16 protein-coding genes are annotated in these 16,349 nt (G+C 66.5%); 2 read left to right on the top strand and 14 right to left on the bottom strand.

Annotated features, from left to right (window positions below; all coding sequences use genetic code 11):
- Positions 1-127 precede the first annotated feature (127 nt).
- Genes dapC through FIV50_RS05915 form a run of 5 tightly spaced genes read right to left on the bottom strand, consistent with a single transcriptional unit; the run spans position 128 to position 3,107 of the window.
- Positions 128-1,240 carry a succinyldiaminopimelate transaminase gene (gene dapC, locus FIV50_RS05935; RefSeq protein WP_140036631.1) on the bottom strand — a complete coding sequence of 371 codons (1,113 nt, stop codon included), beginning with the start codon at positions 1,238-1,240 and terminating at the stop codon, positions 128-130.
- 3 nt (positions 1,241-1,243) lie between these two features.
- The gene (gene fdxA, locus FIV50_RS05930; RefSeq protein WP_042542002.1) at positions 1,244-1,564 is read right to left on the bottom strand and encodes a ferredoxin; all 321 of its coding nucleotides are present in this window, start codon (positions 1,562-1,564) and stop codon (positions 1,244-1,246) included.
- 9 nt (positions 1,565-1,573) lie between these two features.
- On the bottom strand, positions 1,574-2,050 hold the full coding sequence (locus FIV50_RS05925) for a histidinol dehydrogenase (RefSeq protein ID WP_258184440.1): 477 nt from the start codon (positions 2,048-2,050) through the stop codon (positions 1,574-1,576).
- Between the two features lie 35 nt (positions 2,051-2,085).
- Entirely contained in the window at positions 2,086-2,400 is a 315-nt protein-coding gene (locus tag FIV50_RS05920; protein ID WP_140036630.1) for an AzlD domain-containing protein, read from the bottom strand.
- Positions 2,400-3,107, bottom strand: coding sequence for an AzlC family ABC transporter permease (locus tag FIV50_RS05915; RefSeq protein ID WP_140036629.1), 708 nt, complete (start codon positions 3,105-3,107; stop codon positions 2,400-2,402). Before FIV50_RS05915 ends, FIV50_RS05920 begins: the two co-directional genes overlap by 1 nt.
- Before the next feature lie 93 nt (positions 3,108-3,200).
- Here FIV50_RS05915 and FIV50_RS05910 point away from each other — a divergent pair, with 93 nt between their 5' ends.
- Complete coding sequence (locus tag FIV50_RS05910) at positions 3,201-3,749, top strand: helix-turn-helix domain-containing protein (RefSeq protein ID WP_140036628.1); 549 nt, start codon at positions 3,201-3,203, stop codon at positions 3,747-3,749.
- Between the two features lie 3 nt (positions 3,750-3,752).
- Here FIV50_RS05910 and FIV50_RS05905 read toward each other — a convergent pair whose 3' ends face one another.
- The 4 genes from FIV50_RS05905 to typA all read right to left on the bottom strand — a co-directional run bounded on the left by FIV50_RS05905 (position 3,753) and on the right by typA (position 9,570).
- Complete coding sequence (locus tag FIV50_RS05905; RefSeq protein WP_140036627.1) at positions 3,753-5,390, bottom strand: MFS transporter; 1,638 nt, start codon at positions 5,388-5,390, stop codon at positions 3,753-3,755.
- 28 nt (positions 5,391-5,418) lie between these two features.
- Positions 5,419-6,432: a glutaminase A gene (glsA, locus tag FIV50_RS05900; RefSeq protein ID WP_140036626.1), complete on the bottom strand. Its 1,014-nt coding sequence runs from the start codon at positions 6,430-6,432 to the stop codon at positions 5,419-5,421.
- Between the two features lie 174 nt (positions 6,433-6,606).
- Entirely contained in the window at positions 6,607-7,491 is an 885-nt protein-coding gene (locus FIV50_RS05895; protein WP_140036625.1) for a phospholipase, read from the bottom strand.
- A gap of 165 nt (positions 7,492-7,656) precedes the next feature.
- Positions 7,657-9,570: a translational GTPase TypA gene (gene typA, locus FIV50_RS05890; RefSeq protein ID WP_056508792.1), complete on the bottom strand. Its 1,914-nt coding sequence runs from the start codon at positions 9,568-9,570 to the stop codon at positions 7,657-7,659.
- 92 nt (positions 9,571-9,662) lie between these two features.
- On the opposite strand from typA, the gene FIV50_RS05885 reads away from it, so the two are divergent.
- Positions 9,663-10,457, top strand: a complete 795-nt coding sequence (locus FIV50_RS05885) for a CPBP family intramembrane glutamic endopeptidase (RefSeq protein ID WP_140038655.1) — start codon at positions 9,663-9,665, stop codon at positions 10,455-10,457.
- Between the two features lie 15 nt (positions 10,458-10,472).
- Here the strand turns inward: FIV50_RS05885 and FIV50_RS05880 are convergent, their stop codons facing one another.
- The 5 genes from FIV50_RS05880 to FIV50_RS05860 form a co-directional block, all read right to left on the bottom strand.
- Complete coding sequence (locus FIV50_RS05880) at positions 10,473-11,036, bottom strand: PH domain-containing protein (protein ID WP_140036624.1); 564 nt, start codon at positions 11,034-11,036, stop codon at positions 10,473-10,475.
- A 2-nt stretch (positions 11,037-11,038) separates the two neighbouring features.
- The gene (locus FIV50_RS05875; protein WP_140036623.1) at positions 11,039-12,712 is read right to left on the bottom strand and encodes a dipeptide ABC transporter ATP-binding protein; all 1,674 of its coding nucleotides are present in this window, start codon (positions 12,710-12,712) and stop codon (positions 11,039-11,041) included.
- The gene (locus tag FIV50_RS05870) at positions 12,709-13,653 is read right to left on the bottom strand and encodes an ABC transporter permease (RefSeq protein ID WP_140036622.1); all 945 of its coding nucleotides are present in this window, start codon (positions 13,651-13,653) and stop codon (positions 12,709-12,711) included. Before FIV50_RS05870 ends, FIV50_RS05875 begins: the two co-directional genes overlap by 4 nt.
- Positions 13,646-14,572 (bottom strand): ABC transporter permease, encoded by a 927-nt coding sequence (locus FIV50_RS05865; RefSeq protein WP_140036621.1) that lies wholly within the window; start codon positions 14,570-14,572, stop codon positions 13,646-13,648. Before FIV50_RS05865 ends, FIV50_RS05870 begins: the two co-directional genes overlap by 8 nt.
- A gap of 102 nt (positions 14,573-14,674) precedes the next feature.
- The gene (locus FIV50_RS05860) at positions 14,675-16,309 is read right to left on the bottom strand and encodes a peptide ABC transporter substrate-binding protein (RefSeq protein ID WP_140036620.1); all 1,635 of its coding nucleotides are present in this window, start codon (positions 16,307-16,309) and stop codon (positions 14,675-14,677) included.
- Positions 16,310-16,349: the final 40 nt, after the last annotated feature.

Genomic DNA, 16,349 nt, shown 5'->3' with positions numbered 1-16,349 from the left:
TGTCACGGCGCTGTGCACCAGGTCTGTTCGAGATCATCGATACATGACCGAATCGCCTTTACAGCCTAGTAGGCGCACAGGCCTACTGTGACAACCGACAAAAGAACCATCGGTCTGAGGCGAGAACCTACACGGCCTGTTCGCGCAGGCGCCGCGCGCCCTCGGCGATCCGTTCGGAAGGTGCCGTCAGCGCCAGCCGTACGTGCTGACTCGAGGAGGCACCGTAGAACGGGCCGGGGCCCGCGAGGATGCCGAGATCGGCCAGCCTCTCGATGCTCGCCCAGGCATCCTGCCCCTCGGTCGCCCACAGGTAGAGACCTGCTTCCGAGCCGTCGATCCGGAACCCCGCGGCTTCGAGCGCCGGTCGCAGCATGTCGCGCCGCGCACGGTAGAGCTCCTTCTGGACCGCGACGTGCTCATCGTCGCCCAGGGCCAAAGCCATCGCGTGCTGCACCGGCTCCGGCGGCATCAGCCCCAGGTGCTTGCGCGCGGTGAGCAACTCGCCGACGATGCGCGCGCACCCCGCGACGAAGGCCGCCCGGTAGCCTGCGAGATTCGACTGCTTGCTCAGCGAATAGACGCTGAGCAGGTTCGCCCTGCTGCCGCCCGTGACGCGCGGGTCGAGGATCGAGGGGATCGACTCGGTCGCCCACTGGCCCTCCCACCCGAGCTCGGCGTAGCACTCGTCACTCGCGAGCACGGCCCCCAACTCACGGGCCCGCAGCACCGCGGCTGACAGCTCCTCCACCGTCCAGGTGCGGCCGTCGGGGTTGCCCGGTGTGTTGATCCAGATGAGCTTGGTGCCCTGAGGCCAGTCGGCAGGATCGTCGGAAGGCAGCGGTGTGGCCCCGACGACGCGGGCACCCACCTCGTAGGTCGGGTACGCGATCCGCGGATGCACGACGATGTCACCGGCGCCGAGACCCAGCAGGGTCGGCAGCAGGGCCACGAGCTCCTTCGAGCCGATCGTGGGCAGGACATTGTCGACCGTGAGGTCGGCCACTCGCCTGCGGCGGGCGTACCACGCGATGATCGCCTCACGCAGAGCGGGCGTGCCGACGGTCTGCGGGTATGCGTGCGCGTCCGTCGCGTCGGACAGCGCTCTGCGGATCAGTTCGGGCGTCGGGTCGACCGGCGAACCGACGGACAGGTCGACTATGCCCCGCGGATGCAGGGCGGCGCGCTGGCGGTAGGGAACGACCGCGTCCCACGGATAGTCGGCGAGATCGCGAACGCTCACGGACTACTCGCCCTGTGGCGGAAGAGCGGCGATGATCGGGTGATCGTGCGCGATGACGCCGACCTTGGCGGCACCACCCGGAGAGCCGACCTCGTCGAAGAACTCGACGTTGGCCTTGTAGTAGTCCTGCCACTCGTCGGGCAGATCGTCTTCGTAGTAGATCGCCTCGACGGGGCACACCGGCTCGCACGCCCCGCAGTCGACACATTCGTCGGGGTGGATGTACAGCGAGCGTTCGCCCTCGTAGATACAGTCAACGGGGCACTCGTCGATGCAGGCGCGATCCTTGACATCGACGCACGGGAGAGCGATCACATACGTCACTCCCCCAGTCTACGACTCGCTGCCCGTCCGATCGCCCAGGACAGGGGCACGCCGGGCACCCGTCGCGTCGGCATCGGAGGCCTCGGACGGCACTGCGGGCACGGACGCCTGCGCCTCGGTGCGTGCGGGTAGCCGGGAGAACGACGGCCACGCCACGGCGAGCAGTACGAGCCCAGCCACGAGATAGGTCCAGATGCGACCGCTGAGCGTGTCTTCGACCACGACCGATCCGCCTGGGCCCACACCGGAGATGAGCACCAGCATGCCCAGCATGCCGAGCCCCGCGGCGAGAGTCGCGCCTCGGTCGTGGGTGAGTGCGCGGATCGCGACGAGGATCGAGCCGCACGCGATCGCTCCCACCAGGAGCCCCACAGGCACCGGCCCCCACATCAGGCTGTGGCCGATCGTCCCTGCGACGCCGAAGACGCCGCCGACGAGAGCCGCGGCGATCCATGAGAGCACCCGGGAGATCCATCCGTTACGCACGAGTCGATCCTACGCGCGCCGATGATCTGCCCAGCTCAGGCAGCGAGACCGAGAAGCCGCAGGAGAGCGGCCACGAGCGCAGCGGCGAACACCACGATGAGGAACGACTGACGCAGCCACAGCAGACCGGCCGCGACGAACAGGGCGGGAACCCGGGCATCGACGACCACAGCCTGCCCGGCTCCGAGGGTCTGCACCGCCACGAGTGCGGCAAGGAGCGCCACGGTCAGAAGGTCGGAGATGCGCGCCGGTCGTGGAGCCTCGAGCACGCTCGGCGGCACGAGGTACCCGGTGGCCTTGAGCGCCAGGCAGATCACCGCGGCGAGCAGGATCGCACTCCAGACGCTCATCACCCCTCCTCCCCTGTCTCGGCCGTCGAGCCGTCGATTCTTCCCAACCAGTTGAACCACCCGACGACGATCGCGACGACCGCGGCGAGCAGCACGGGCAGCCCGGGCATGATGAACGGAGTGAGCGCCGCCGCGACGACCGCAGCCGCCGCGCCGACCGCGATCGCCTGGCGTTGCTTGAGGCGCGGCCAGAGCAGGGCGAGGAAGGCTGCGGCAGCGGCAGCATCCAGCCCCCAGGTCTTCGGGTCCCCGAGCACGTCGCCCACGAGTGCGCCGATCAGGGTCGTGATGTTCCACCCGACGAAGATCCCGATTCCGGTGACCCAGAAGCCGACCTGCCTCAGGCGGGGATCGTTCTGCGAGATGGCCACCGCGGTCGACTCATCGATCGTGAAGTGCGCTGCCGCGACGCGGCGCGCGGGCGTGGTGCCGACGATCGGTGACATCCGCATGCCGTACGCGACGTTGCGCACCCCGAGCAGCGTCGCCGAGGCGATGGCCGAGGGAAGCGCCGACACTCCCCCGGCGGCGAACACGCCGACGAAGGCGAACTGCGATCCGCCGGTGAACATCAGCAGGCTGAGCACGCACGACTGCCAGACATCGAGACCGGATGCCACGGCGAGCGCGCCGAACGAGATGCCGTAGGCGCTGGTCGCGAGGACCACCCCCAGCGCCTCGCGCCAGACTTCACGCTCGGCGCTCATCGCAGGACCGTTCGCTGCACTGAACACATGATCATCATTCTGAACAACACGAATCGGATAGTCAAGCGAACGAGCGTTTGACATACTGAACAGATGGAGGATCTCCGCACCCGCATCGCCCGCACCCTGCGCAGGGAGCGTGCGAAAGCCGCCCTGTCGGTCTCCGAGCTGGCACGACGGGCGGGAATCTCGAAGGCGACCGTCTCGCAACTCGAGTCGGGCTCGGGCAACCCCAGCGTAGAGACCCTGTGGGCTCTGGGCGTCGCACTCGGAGTGCCGTTCGCCGTGCTCGTCGACCAGCAGACCAACGCTCCGACCCTCATCCGCGCCGACGACCTCGCCGGTGTGCCGTCGTCAGCGGCGGCGTACAGCGCCACCCTGCTGTCTGCGAGCCCCCCGGGCGCCCGTCGGGACGTCTACCTGATCCAGGCGGAACCCGGCGATCCGCGCCGCTCCGATCCGCATCACCCCGGGACCACCGAGCACGTGGTCCTCATCTCCGGCCAGGCTCGGATCGGCCCGAAGGACCAGCCTGTGCTGCTGAACCCCGGCGACTACCTCTCGTATGCCGGAGACGCACCGCACGTCTTCGAGGCGATCGTCTCCGGAACCAGCGCCGTTCTCATCTCCGAGCTCCGCTGAGCGTCACTCCCTGCCCGGCGCCGCCCCCGAGATCGGAGACGGGTCGGGAATCTCGTCGGGCTTGTACTTCGGAAGCCTCGATGCGGGCAGGATCGCCACAGCACTGAGACCGGCGAGCAGCAGCAGTCCGAGGCGGAGCGTGCCCAGGCGCGATTCCTCGTTCACGGCGACCGCCGCGTCGATCTGCTCGGGGGTCGCATCGGTCTGCTCGAGGGCCGCCCGGAGGTCGTCGTTGCTGACGAAATTCAGGTTGTCCATGTCGACCTGGCCGACGAGAGAGGGCGGCAGCTCAGGATGCTCGACGACCGCGCGACCGATGCTCAATCCGAGTAGTGAGACCAGGAGCGCGCCGGCCAGAGCGGTGCCGACCGCGGAGGCGAGGTTCTGCGTGGTCCCTCGGAGCGAACCGACGTCCCCCGCGAGCTCAGCGGGCGCCGAGGTGACGAGAACGTTGAACACGAGTGTCACGAGCGCCCCCTGACCGATGCCGAAGACGACCAGCCCGAGGATCGTCGGGAGTGTCTCCCAGTTGTTGTTCACGACGAAAGACAGCCAGACGAGCGCGACCGTGGTCAGGATGAACCCGAAGACGCCGATCACCCGCGGCGGGTATCGCTTGTAGAACCGGACGACGAGCGTGGCGGTGATGAAGACCGTCAGATTGAACGGCATCATCGCGAGCGACGTGTCGAACGGCGTCCTCCCCTGCACGATCTGGATGTACAGCGGGATGGTGAAGTTCACGCACGCCTCGAGCGCAACGACGATGAACATCGCGTAGACGGCTGCTCGCTCCTTCGAGGAGTCCAGGATGCTGAGATCGATCAACGGCACCTTGCCCTCGGCCATGCGCTTCCTCGTCCAGACGAAGAAGCACTGACCGAGCACGATCCCCACCACGACGAAGGCGGGAGCAGGCGAGAGCCCGAGGATGCTGAAGGGCGCGGCCTCCGTCGCGGCGACGGCACCCCACCCGTTGAGATTGTTGAAGCCGAGGGTGAGGAGGACGATCGCCCCGCCGATGAGCAGCGACGCCACGAGGTCGATGCGGATCGACGCGTCGCCGCGATCGCCACGGAGAGTGAAGCTGAATGCGAACACGACCACCGCGATGCCGAACACGATGAAGAACATCGGACGCCACCCGACGAGCGTTCCCAGGGTGCCGCCGATCAGGAAGGCCGTCACCCCCGAGATCGCCCTCGCCGAGCCGATCGCACCGATCGCCGTGGCCTGTTGCGGTCCGCGATAGTTCTCAGCGATCAGCGCCACGATCGAGGGGACGATGATCGCCGCCGCCGCGCCGGCGACCGCCTGCCCTGCGATGGCCCAGCCCACGCTGGGAGACACGATCATCAGCACGGCGGATGCGGCGAAGAGGCCGATCACGATCCGGAAGATGAGCACCCAGCCGATGCGCTGGCCGAGCTTCGCACCGGTCATCACCAACGCGGCGACGGCGAGCCCGTACATCACGATCGTCGTGCTGGCGACCGTCGGCGGCACTCCGAACTCGCTGACCATGCCACCGAGCGAGATCGGCAGGGCGGCCACGTTGAACGACATGAGCACTTGGGCGAGGAAGAGGCTGACGAGCGGCATCCAGGAGGTCTTCGTGGGCGCCGGAGCAGTGTGTGTCATGACAGGGTCCTCCGAACGGTCAATGGGGTCAGTCCGTCGAGCGAGTGATCGCCGAGGGTGCAGAAGCGAAGAGATTCAGGCCGAGCGCACGCGAGAGGTGTCCGATCGCGAGCTGAGACCGCACCGAGTTTCCGGCCGGGTCGAGACGAGGTGAGAATCCGGCGACTGCCCCCTTGCCGGGTGCGACGGCCACGATGCCTCCGGCGACCCCCGACTTGGCGGGCAGGCCGATCTCGAACAGCCACTCCCCGGAAGCCTCGTACAGGCCCGTCGACGCCACCACGGCGAGGGTGTCGCGACACACGTCCGCCGAAACGACGCGCTTGCCCGTGATCGGGTTCACGCCGCCGTCGGCGAGCGTCGCGCCCATCACCGCGAGGTCATGAGCGGTGACGCTGAGAGCGCACTGCCGCGTGTAGACGTCGACCACCTCATCGGGGTCACCGGTCAGCCGTCCGTAGCTCCGCAGCAGCCATCCCATCGCACGGTTCCGCTCGTTCGTCTCCGCCTCGGACGCATAGACTACCCCGTCGAGGCTCAGCGGGCGCCCTGCGAACGCCGAGAGCCCCTCTCGCACCCGCTCCCACTGCTCGACGGCCGTCTGCCCCGGCATGAGCGCCGTGGTGGCGATGGCACCGGCGTTGACCATCGGGTTCATCGGATGCCCGGCGTTGAGCTCGAGCGCCATCAGCGAGTTGAAGGCGAGTCCCGTGTTGTTGACGCCCACGATGTCGCGCACCCGCTCATGGCCGTGCTCCTGGATGGCCAGCGCGTACACGAACATCTTCGAGATCGACTGGATCGAGAACGGATGCAGCGCATCTCCGGCATCGTGCAGACCACCATCGACCTCGATGACCGCGAGACCGAACAGCTCGGGGTCGGCCTCCGCGAGCACCGGGATGTAGTCGGCGACTGCGCCGCTGCGGTCATTCACGTAGCGGCCGTGGGCTTCGCGCACGAGCTGGTCGACGCTGTCCCACCCCGGCATCCCTCCTGTCGACACCTGCTGGGGGATGTCTGCCAGTGCCGCGACGTCCATGCGTTCTCCTCCGAGTTCACGACCCCCCAGCCGTCACCGATCACCGTAGTGGCAATGCGCCGCGCTGCCTAGAGCACGCAGTGCCAGTCCCGATGCGCGCCCGGAGACGTCGAGACCCACCGCCGCACGCATGCGGGGTGGGTCTCGGTGGGAAGGGATCAGCCGCGCGGCGACTCAGTACCAGTTCACGGACTGCGAGTGCCCCCAGGCGCTGCACGGGGTGCCGTACACCGATGAGATGTACCCGAGACCCCAGCGGATCTGCGTGGCCGCGTTGGTCTGCCAGTCGGATCCGGCGGCTGCCATCTTGCTTCCGGGCAGAGCCTGCGGGATCCCCGTCGCGCCACCCGAGGCGTTGTACGCCTGGTAGTTCCAACCGGACTCCTTGGTCCAGAGCGATTCCAGGCAGGAGAACTGGTCGTCACCCCATCCGTACTGGCTCGCCGCGATGTCGCGGGCCGTGGCCTTCGCGCCATCGACGGTGTTCGTCTGCGCGAGTGCTGCGGCTTCGGCCGCAGCCTGCTCCGCAGCGGCATCCGCAGCCGCCTTCGCCTGCTGAGCCGCCACGTACGACTCCTGCAGGGCGGCGGTCTCAGCAACGATCTCATCCGTCCCGGTGACCGCATAAGCCGTGAGGCTCGAGAGCTCCCTGTTCGAGAACTCAGCGCGGTCGGCGAGCTGACCGACCCAGGCGGTGACGTCGGCGGTGTCGACCGAAGAGGGCGCGGTGCCGAAGTCGAGTCCCGATGCCGCCGCCTCGGCGTTCAGCGCTTCAGCCGCAGCGACGGCATCCTGAGCGGCGACCATGATGAGCGCCGAGTCGTCGGCGCTCTTCGCCAGCGTCTCGGGCTCACCGGTGACGAAGGACGCGACGTCGGCGACGGCGTCGGGGACCTCGGCACCCGCGGCGGGAGCAGACACCAGGCCGACGGTGAGTGCGATGCCGAGCACACCTCCCGCGATCGTTCCGAGGATCAGTGTGGGGCGACGTGCCGTGATCGCGTTGCGAGCTGATGCCGCGGCGTGGGCGCGCCGAAGCGCACGGGTGTTCTGAAGCATGGGTTCGACTTTCGGGTCGTCGTACGCCCGTCACAGGACACTCATCGGGAGAATTGCCCCAGGCGCAAGGTAACGATTCTGCAACGGCGCGCCTGGACGTTTCGTGAGAAAGGGGCCCTGTACTGCCGTTTCCGGCGGTACAGGGCCCCTCTTCTAAGACGATTCTCAGACGTTGGCGTCCTGGCGCTTCAGGCGAGCCGTCTCGCGCGCACGCGTGTTGGCGTCGAGGTTGACCTTGCGGATGCGGACGACCTCGGGAGTGACCTCGACGCATTCGTCGTCACGAGCGAACTCGAGGCTCTCCTCGAGGGTGAGCTGACGCGGAGGGGTCATCGACTCGAAGGTGTCGGAGCTCGCCGCACGCATGTTGGTGAGCTTCTTCTCCTTCGTGATGTTGACGTCCATGTCGTCGGCGCGCGAGTTCTCGCCGATGACCATGCCCTCGTAGACCTCCTGAGTGGGCTGCACGAAGAACGACATGCGCTCCTGCAGAGCGATCATCGCGAACGGAGTCACGACGCCCTGACGGTCGGCCACGATCGAGCCGTTCTGGCGGGTCGTGATCGAGCCTGCCCACGGCTCGTAGCCGTGCGAGATCGCGTTGGCGATTCCGGTGCCGCGGGTCGTGGTGAGGAACTCGCTGCGGAAGCCGATGAGGCCACGGGACGGGACGATGAATTCCATGCGTACCCAGCCGGTGCCGTGGTTCGTCATGTTCTCCATGCGGCCCTTGCGGTTCGCCAGAAGCTGCGTGATGGCACCGAGGTGCTCTTCAGGCGTGTCGATCGTGAGGTGCTCGAACGGCTCGTAGGTCTTGCCGTCGATCTTCTTGGTGACCACCTGCGGCTTGCCGACGGTGAGCTCGAAGCCCTCGCGACGCATGTTCTCGACCAGGATGGCGAGAGCCAGCTCACCGCGACCCTGAACCTCCCAGGCGTCGGGGCGTCCGATGTCGACCACCTTGAGCGAGACGTTACCGATCAGCTCCTTGTCGAGACGGTCCTTGACCATTCGAGCGGTGAGCTTGTGCCCCTTGACCTTGCCCATGAGGGGCGAGGTGTTCGTGCCGATCGTCATCGAGATGGCGGGGTCGTCGACCGTGATCGCGGGAAGCGGGCGGACATCCTCGGGGTCGGCGATGGTCTCACCGATCGTGATGTTCTCGAAGCCGGCGATGGCGACGATGTCGCCGGGGCCGGCGGACTCGGCGGGGTAGCGCTCGAGCGCACGCGTCTTGAGCAGCTCGGTGATACGCGCGTTCTGGTGCGTGCCGTCAGCACGGACCCAGGCCACGGTCTGGCCCTTCTTGAGCGTGCCGTTGAAGACGCGCAGCAGGGCGAGGCGACCGAGGAACGGGCTGGAGTCGAGGTTCGTGACCCAAGCCTGCAGAGGCGCCTCATCGTCGTACGCCGGAGCGGGGACGTGCTCGAGGATCGCCTCGAAGAGCGGCTCGAGGTCGTCGTTGTCGGGCAGCGAGCCGTCGGCGGGACGGTTCTGCGATGCCGCGCCGGCACGACCGGACGCGTAGACCACCGGCACGTCGAGCAGAGCGTCGACGTCGAGGTCGGGCACATCGTCGACGAGGTCGGACGCGAGGCCCAGCAGCAGGTCGTGGGCCTCTTCCTCGACCTCGGCGATGCGAGCGTCCGGCCGGTCGGTCTTGTTGACCAGGAGGATGACGGGCAGCTTGGACTCGAGAGCCTTGCGCAGCACGAAGCGCGTCTGCGGGAGCGGGCCCTCGCTGGCGTCGACGAGCAGAACGACACCGTCGACCATCGACAGGCCGCGCTCGACCTCGCCGCCGAAGTCGGCGTGGCCGGGGGTGTCGATCACGTTGATCGTGATCTCCTTGCCCTGAGCGTGCTTGCCCTTGTAGGTGATCGCCGTGTTCTTGGCGAGGATCGTGATGCCCTTCTCACGCTCGAGATCGTTCGAGTCCATGGCGCGCTCATCGACGTGGGCGTGTTCACCGAAGGAGCCCGTCTGACGCAGCATGGCGTCGACGAGAGTGGTCTTGCCGTGGTCGACGTGCGCGACGATTGCGACGTTGCGGAGGTCAGAGCGAAGGGCGTGCGCCATGCAGATGTCCTAAAGAGTGTGGGGTTTTGCCGAGAAGCCGACGTTCCAGACTATCGTATGCGGGTGAGTCGTTCCTGAGCGCTCGAAGTACGATCAAGAACGTGACCGCCGTCGACCTCTCTCCTGCCCCTTCTCGCAGTCGCCTGTGGTGGGAGATCGCGATCGTCCTCGCACTCGGTCTCGGTCAGTCCGCGGTCTACGCGATCGTTCAGCTGGCCTATCGACTCACCGACGAGACGCCGCTTGCCGACCAGACCGCGACCCTCAATCCGCCCCGGAGCGACCGCGAGGTCTTCGACCTGATCTACCAGGTCCTGTCGATCGGTTTCTCCCTCGTCCCGGTGCTGCTCGTCTGCTTCCTGCTGTGGCAGCCGCACAGACCGCATCTGGGCAGGCTGGGTCTCGACGGCACCCGGGTCGGACCGGATGTCGGTCGCGGGATCCTTCTGGTCGCGGCCATCGGCATCCCCGGTCTCGGTCTGTACCTCGCCGGGCGCGCCCTCGGACTCTTCGTCGCAGTCAACCCCGCAGGGCTCGACACGCACTGGTGGACGATCCCCGTCCTTCTGCTCGCGGCCGCCCGCGCATCGCTGCAGGAGGAGTTCGTCGTGCTCGGCTATCTCTTCGCCCGACTCCGGCAGCTGGGCTGGGGGCCGTGGGCGATCATCCTCACCACGTCCGTGCTGCGCGCGAGCTACCACCTCTACCAGGGGCCGGGAGCGTTCATCGGAAACCTTGCGATGGGCCTGCTGTTCGGCTGGCTCTTCCAACGCAGCGGTCGACTCATGCCTTTCCTCGTCGCGCACTTCCTGATCGACGCGACGGTGTTCGTCGGCTACCCCTGGGCGGCGGCGACCTGGCCGATGCTGTTCGGGCTTCCCAGCTGACGGCGTTCCGCGCGATCAGGCGTTCGCGATGACGATCGACGCCACGGCCGCGAGCACGATGACGCCCAGCGTGATGAGCGCCTGAGAGTCCCAGGTGCGACGGATAGGAGCATCCGCGGTCGACGGAGCCACCTGCCAGCGATCACGGATCTCGGTGAGCTCTCGGAGTCCGGCGGGCGCTTTGGCCTCGTCGTCCTCGCGCACCTGGCGCCGAATCGGACGCGCTCGCGCCGGTCCCCCATAGCTCGAGACATCCGAGCCGTCCTCGAGCGAGAAGACGAGCTGCCAGCGCAGGTCGATGTCGCGGACGCGGCTCCATCCGAACGACGTGCGGCGCAGCATGTTCTGCACCATGGCCCCATCGCCGTCGACGCGCACGACGGAGACGAAGGCGATCTCGTAGACGACCCAGAGTCCGAGCAGCACCCAGGGGGCGAGCAGGAGCATCTGCCCCCAGCCGGCGCGCACCGCGGCATCGCCGAGCAGGAAGATCGCCAGCAGCGAGCAGAAGACGAGGGAGACAGACCCGGAGGCCGCACGGAATGTCCGTGCGGCCTCCGGTCGAGGTTCGGTGCTCACTCTCAGTGACCGCCGAGGGTGATCGATGCACCCGGGATCGCCTTCAGCAGGCGATCGGTGTACTCCTGCTGCGGGTTGGCGAAGATCTCGTCGACAGTGCCCTGCTCGACGATCTTCCCCTTCTCCATGACGCACACGAGGTCGCTCGACACGCGGACGACGGCGAGGTCGTGCGTGATGAACAGATACGTGAGCCCGAGCTCGGACTGCAGTTCGGCGAGCAGCTGCAGCACTTGGTCCTGCACCAGCACGTCGAGCGCCGAGACGGCCTCGTCGAGCACGATGATGTCGGGCTTCAGTGCCAGTGCACGCGCGATCGCGACGCGCTGGCGCTGTCCACCCGAGAGCTCGTTCGGATACCGGGTGGCGAGCACGCGAGGAAGCGAGACCTGGTCCAGCAGCTCCTCGACGCGTTCGCGCCGCGACGCGCTGTCGCCCACACCGTGAATCTGAAGGGGCTCGGCGATCGTGTTGCCGATGTTGCGCAGCGGATCGAGCGATCCGTACGGGTCCTGGAACACCGGCTGCATGCGCCTACGAAGACCGAACGCCTGAGCGTTCGAGAGCTTCGACACATCCTGGCCGTCGATCTCGATGGTTCCGCTGGTCGGCTCCTCGAGCTTCAGCACCATCTTCGCAACGGTGGACTTGCCCGAACCCGACTCGCCGACAAGGGCGAGGGTCTTGCCGCGAGGGATCTCGAAAGACACGTTGTCGACCGCACGGAACGCTTCGCTGCGGAAGTTTCCCTGGCGGATCTTGTAATCCTTGGTCAGTCCCGCCACACGCACCGTCGGCGGGATGTCAGCGAGGTCGTCGAGAGTCTCGATGCCCCGGTCCTCTGCCACCGCCTGGATGCGCTGCGATGCGACGCTGGGCGCCGCAGCGACGAGACGCTTCGTGTACGGATGCTGCGGATTCTCGAGGATCTCGCGGCTCGGACCGGCCTCGACGATGTTGCCGCCGTTCATCACGATGATCTTGTCGGCACGCTCGGCCGCGAGGCCCAGGTCGTGCGTGATCAGCAGCACCGACGTGCCCTTGTCGCGGGTGAGCGAGGCCATGTGATCGAGGATCACGCGCTGCACCGTCACGTCGAGAGCCGAGGTCGGCTCGTCGGCGATGAGCAGCTTGGGGTCGGCCGCGAGGCCCATCCCGATCAGCGCGCGCTGACGCATGCCACCAGAGAACTGGTGCGGGAACTGGTGCAGACGCTTCTCGGCGTCAGCCAGGCCCGCCTGCTGCAGCACCTCGACGGTGCGCGCTTTGGCGGCGTCGCGCCCCTGGGCGATGCCGTTCGCACGGATCGCCTCCTTGACCTGGAAGCCGATGCTCCAGACAGGGTTGAGGTTCGACATCGGGTCCTGCGGCACGAAGCCGATGTCCCGACCGCGCACGGCCTCGATCTCGCGACGGTTGAGTGTCGTGAGCTCGCGCCCCTCGAGGGTGATCGAACCTGCGGTGACCTGACCGGTGCCGGGAAGCAGGTTCACGATGGCCGTGGCCGTCGTGGACTTGCCCGAGCCCGACTCGCCAACGATCGCGACGGTCTCGCCCGGCAAGATGTCGAAGCTGACTCCGTGGAGGACTTCGCGCAGGCCTTCCTGCGTACGGAACGCGACCGTGAGGTCGCGAATGCTCAGCAGCGGGACCTGTTCGGTGATTCGCTCGCTCATCGGCGTGCCCTCGCCTTCGGGTCGAGGGCGTCTCGGATGAGCTCGCCCAGGGTGACGAACGCCAGCACCGCGAGGGTGAGCGCGATCGACGGATAGATGAGCGCCATCGGGGCGACGCGCAGGGAGGCCTGGGCCTTGGCGATGTCGTTGCCCCACGACATTACGTCGCTGCCGAGACCGACACCGAGGAACGACAGGGTCGCCTCTGCGACGATCGCCGCGGCGAGACCGAGGGTGGACACGACGAGCAGCGGTGCGATGGCGTTCGGGACGACGTGATTCAACAGGATCTTGAACTTCGACTGGCCGAGAGCCTGCGACGCCATCACGAAGTCGGCCTGGCGCACACGAAGCACTTCGGCTCGCACGACTCGGGCTGTGGATGCCCAGGCGAACGCGCCGATCGCGAATGCGAGGGTCCATACGGAACGAGCATCCCGGAACACCGTCATCACGACCACAGCCGCGAGGATGTACGGGATCGCGAAGAAGATGTCGCCGATACGCGACAGCAGGCCGTCGAGCCATCCGCCGTAGAAGCCCGCGAGGGCACCCATGATGAGGCCGAGGAGCGACGAGATCACCGTGGCGATCAGACCGACCGCGAGCGACGTCTGGGATCCCCAGACGATGCGTGCGTAGATGTCGCAGCCCTGGAAGGTGAACCCAAGGGGATGCCCCTCGGTCGGGCCACCGTTGCTGTTGGACAGCTGGCAGTCGTCGTTCGGGAGCGTCGAGGTGAACAGGGTCGGCCACAGGGCCATCACCAGGAAGAAGACCGCGAGCGCGACCGAGAACCAGAACAGCGGACGACGACGCAAGTCGAACCAGGCGTCTCGCCACAGGTTGCTGGGCTTGTCGGAGATGCGGATGGCATCGACTGCGATCGACTCTGTCTCGACCGGGGCGACGTAGTGCTTCTGAGAAGTGGGATCAGGCATAGCGAATCCTCGGGTCGAGCAGACCGTAGAGCAGGTCGATGAGAAGGTTCACCAACACGTACAGGATGACGAACACCGTGACGAACGAGACGACCGTGGGCCCCTCGCCGCGCTGGATCGCCTGGAACAGGGTGTTTCCGACTCCGGGGACGTTGAAGATGCCCTCGGTCACGGTCGCACCTACGAGCAGGACACCGAAGTTCGTCGCCGAGTTCGTGATCACGGGGATCAGCGAGTTGCGGAGCACGTGCACGGGTAGCACGCGGTTGCGCGACAGGCCCTTGCTGTAAGCGGTGCGCACCCAATCCTGGTTGAGCGTGTCGATGACGGAGCTGCGCATGAGGCGCATGCTGACGGCATACAGGCTGAAGCCGAGCACGATCGCCGGGAGCCACAGGCCGCCCCAGTCGTTGTCTGCTCCCACGGTCGGCTTGAACCATCCGAGTTGGATCGCCAGGAAGTACTGGGCGAGGAACGCGACGACGAAGATCGGGATCGCGATCGCGACGAGTGCGACGACGAGCGACACGTTGTCGAACAGCTTGCCCTTGCGCAGTGCGGAGATCGTGCCGATGATGATCGCCAGGACGAACTCGATCGCGATCGCCATAACGGCGAGGCGTCCCGTGACGGGAAGCGTCGCGGCGAGCACGTCGGACACGGGCCGACCTGAGTAGGTGGTGCCCAGGTCGCCCTGGAACACACCGGTGATGTAGTACCAGTACTGCACGATGAACGGGTCGTTCAGGTGGTACTGCTCTCGCAGTTGCTCGAGAACCGCAGCGTTCGGGGTCTTGTCGCCGAACAGCGCGAGGATCGGGTCGCCTGGCATGGCGAACACCAGGAAGTAAATGAGCAGGGTGGCTCCGAAGAAGACCGGGATCACCTGCAGAAGACGTCTCAGAATGTAACCGAGCATCCGCTTGTCCCTTCTTTGAGGGGAAAGAAAGTGAGGCGAACACAGCCTGTGAGGCGGTGACGAAGAATCGTCACCGCCTCACAGGTGAAGTGCCGTCAGACTTTACTCGCCGGCCTTCGTGATCTCGTAGTACAGCGGAACCGAGTTCCAGCCGAACGTGACATTGTCGACGTTCTCGCTGAAGCCACCGGTCACGTTCGAGTACCACAGCGGGATCGCGGGCAGGTCCTGGAACAGGATCTCCTGCGCCTTGGTGAAGTCCTCGATCTGCGCGTCGGCGTCCGGGTTGCTGATGCCGGCCTTGATGAGGTCGTCGAACTCGGGGTTCGAGTAGTCACCGTCGTTGGATCCGGCACCGGTCGCGTAGAGCGGTCCGAGGAAGTTGTACAGACCGGGGTAGTCGGCCTGCCATCCCGAACGCGCTGCGGTGGTGATCGTACGATCGTTCACCTTGGTGCGCAGGTCCTGGAAGGTCGGGTACGGGTCACCCGAAGCCTCGATGCCCAGCGTGTTCTTGATGCTGTTGCTCACCGCGTCGACCCAGGCGTCGTGCCCGCCGTCAGCGTTGTAGGCGATCTTGAACTCGCCGTCCCACGGGGCGATGGCGTCGGCCTCAGCCCACAGCTCCTTCGCCTTCTCGGGGTCGTAGTCGAGGACCTCGCTGCCGGGAACCGAGTCCGACCAGCCGTCGATGACCGGCGAGGTGAAGTCGGAGGCAGGGGTGCGCGAGCCGGAGAAGATCGTCTCGGTGATCTCTTCGCGGTTGATCGCCATCGACAGCGCCTGACGACGCAGCTGGCCCTCTTCGCCGCTGAAGTGCGGGAGGAACTGACCGATGGTGAACGACTGGAACACGGCGGACGGCTGGTTCACAGCGCGGTCGCCGAGCTCGTCGGTGAAGACCGCGAGCGAGTTCGTCGGGATCGCGTCGATGACGTCGACCTCGTTCGAGAGCAGGTCGGCGTATGCCGCTTCCTGCGTGGCGTAGAACTTGATGGTCAGACCACCGTTCTTCGCCTGGCGTCCGCCCTCGTAGTCGTCGTTGCGGACGAGGTCGATCTGCACATCGTGCTGCCACGCGTCTTCGCCGTCGATCATGTACGGACCGTTGCCGATCGGGTTCTGTCCGAACGCCTCCATGTCCTCGAAGGCGACATCGGGCAGCGGGTAGTAAGCGGAGTACCCGAGACGCAGAGCGAAGTCGGAAGCCGGCTTGTTCAGCGCGATCGTGAAGGTGTAGTCATCGACCTGCTTGAGGCCGGTGAGCTCGGAGTCCGTCTCGTAGCTGAAGCCCTCGATGTCCTCGAAGAAGTAGCTGGAGTAGTGGGCGTTCGAGAGTTTTGCACCCTCGTTCCATGCCTTGATGAAGTTGTCGGCGGTGACCTCTTCACCATCGGTGAAGGTCATGCCCTCCTTGAGCTTCACGGTGAGGTTCTGCGGGTCCTCGGTCGTGATCTCTTCAGCCATGTCGTTGACCGGCTTGCCGTCTGCGTCGTAGTAGATCAGGCCTGCGAAGATCTCGTCGAGGATCTTTCCGCCGCCCACCTCGTTGGTGTTGGTGGGGATCAGCGGGTTCTCGGGCTCCGAGCCGTTCGTCGTGATGATGGCATCGGCGTTGACATCGCTGCCGGCGTCGCCGCCGTCGTTGCCGCTTCCACCGCTCGCGCAGCCCGCGAGCGCCAGGGCGCCGATCGCGAACAACGCGGTGCCCGCAAGGGCGATCTTGTTGCGCTTCACTTTGTGTCCTCCTGTGGACGGGTATTCATCAGACTGCGCG

The organism is Microbacterium foliorum (assembly GCF_006385575.1).
GTDB lineage: Bacteria > Actinomycetota > Actinomycetes > Actinomycetales > Microbacteriaceae > Microbacterium > Microbacterium foliorum_B.
This window is presented reverse-complemented; position numbering and strand designations above follow the sequence as displayed.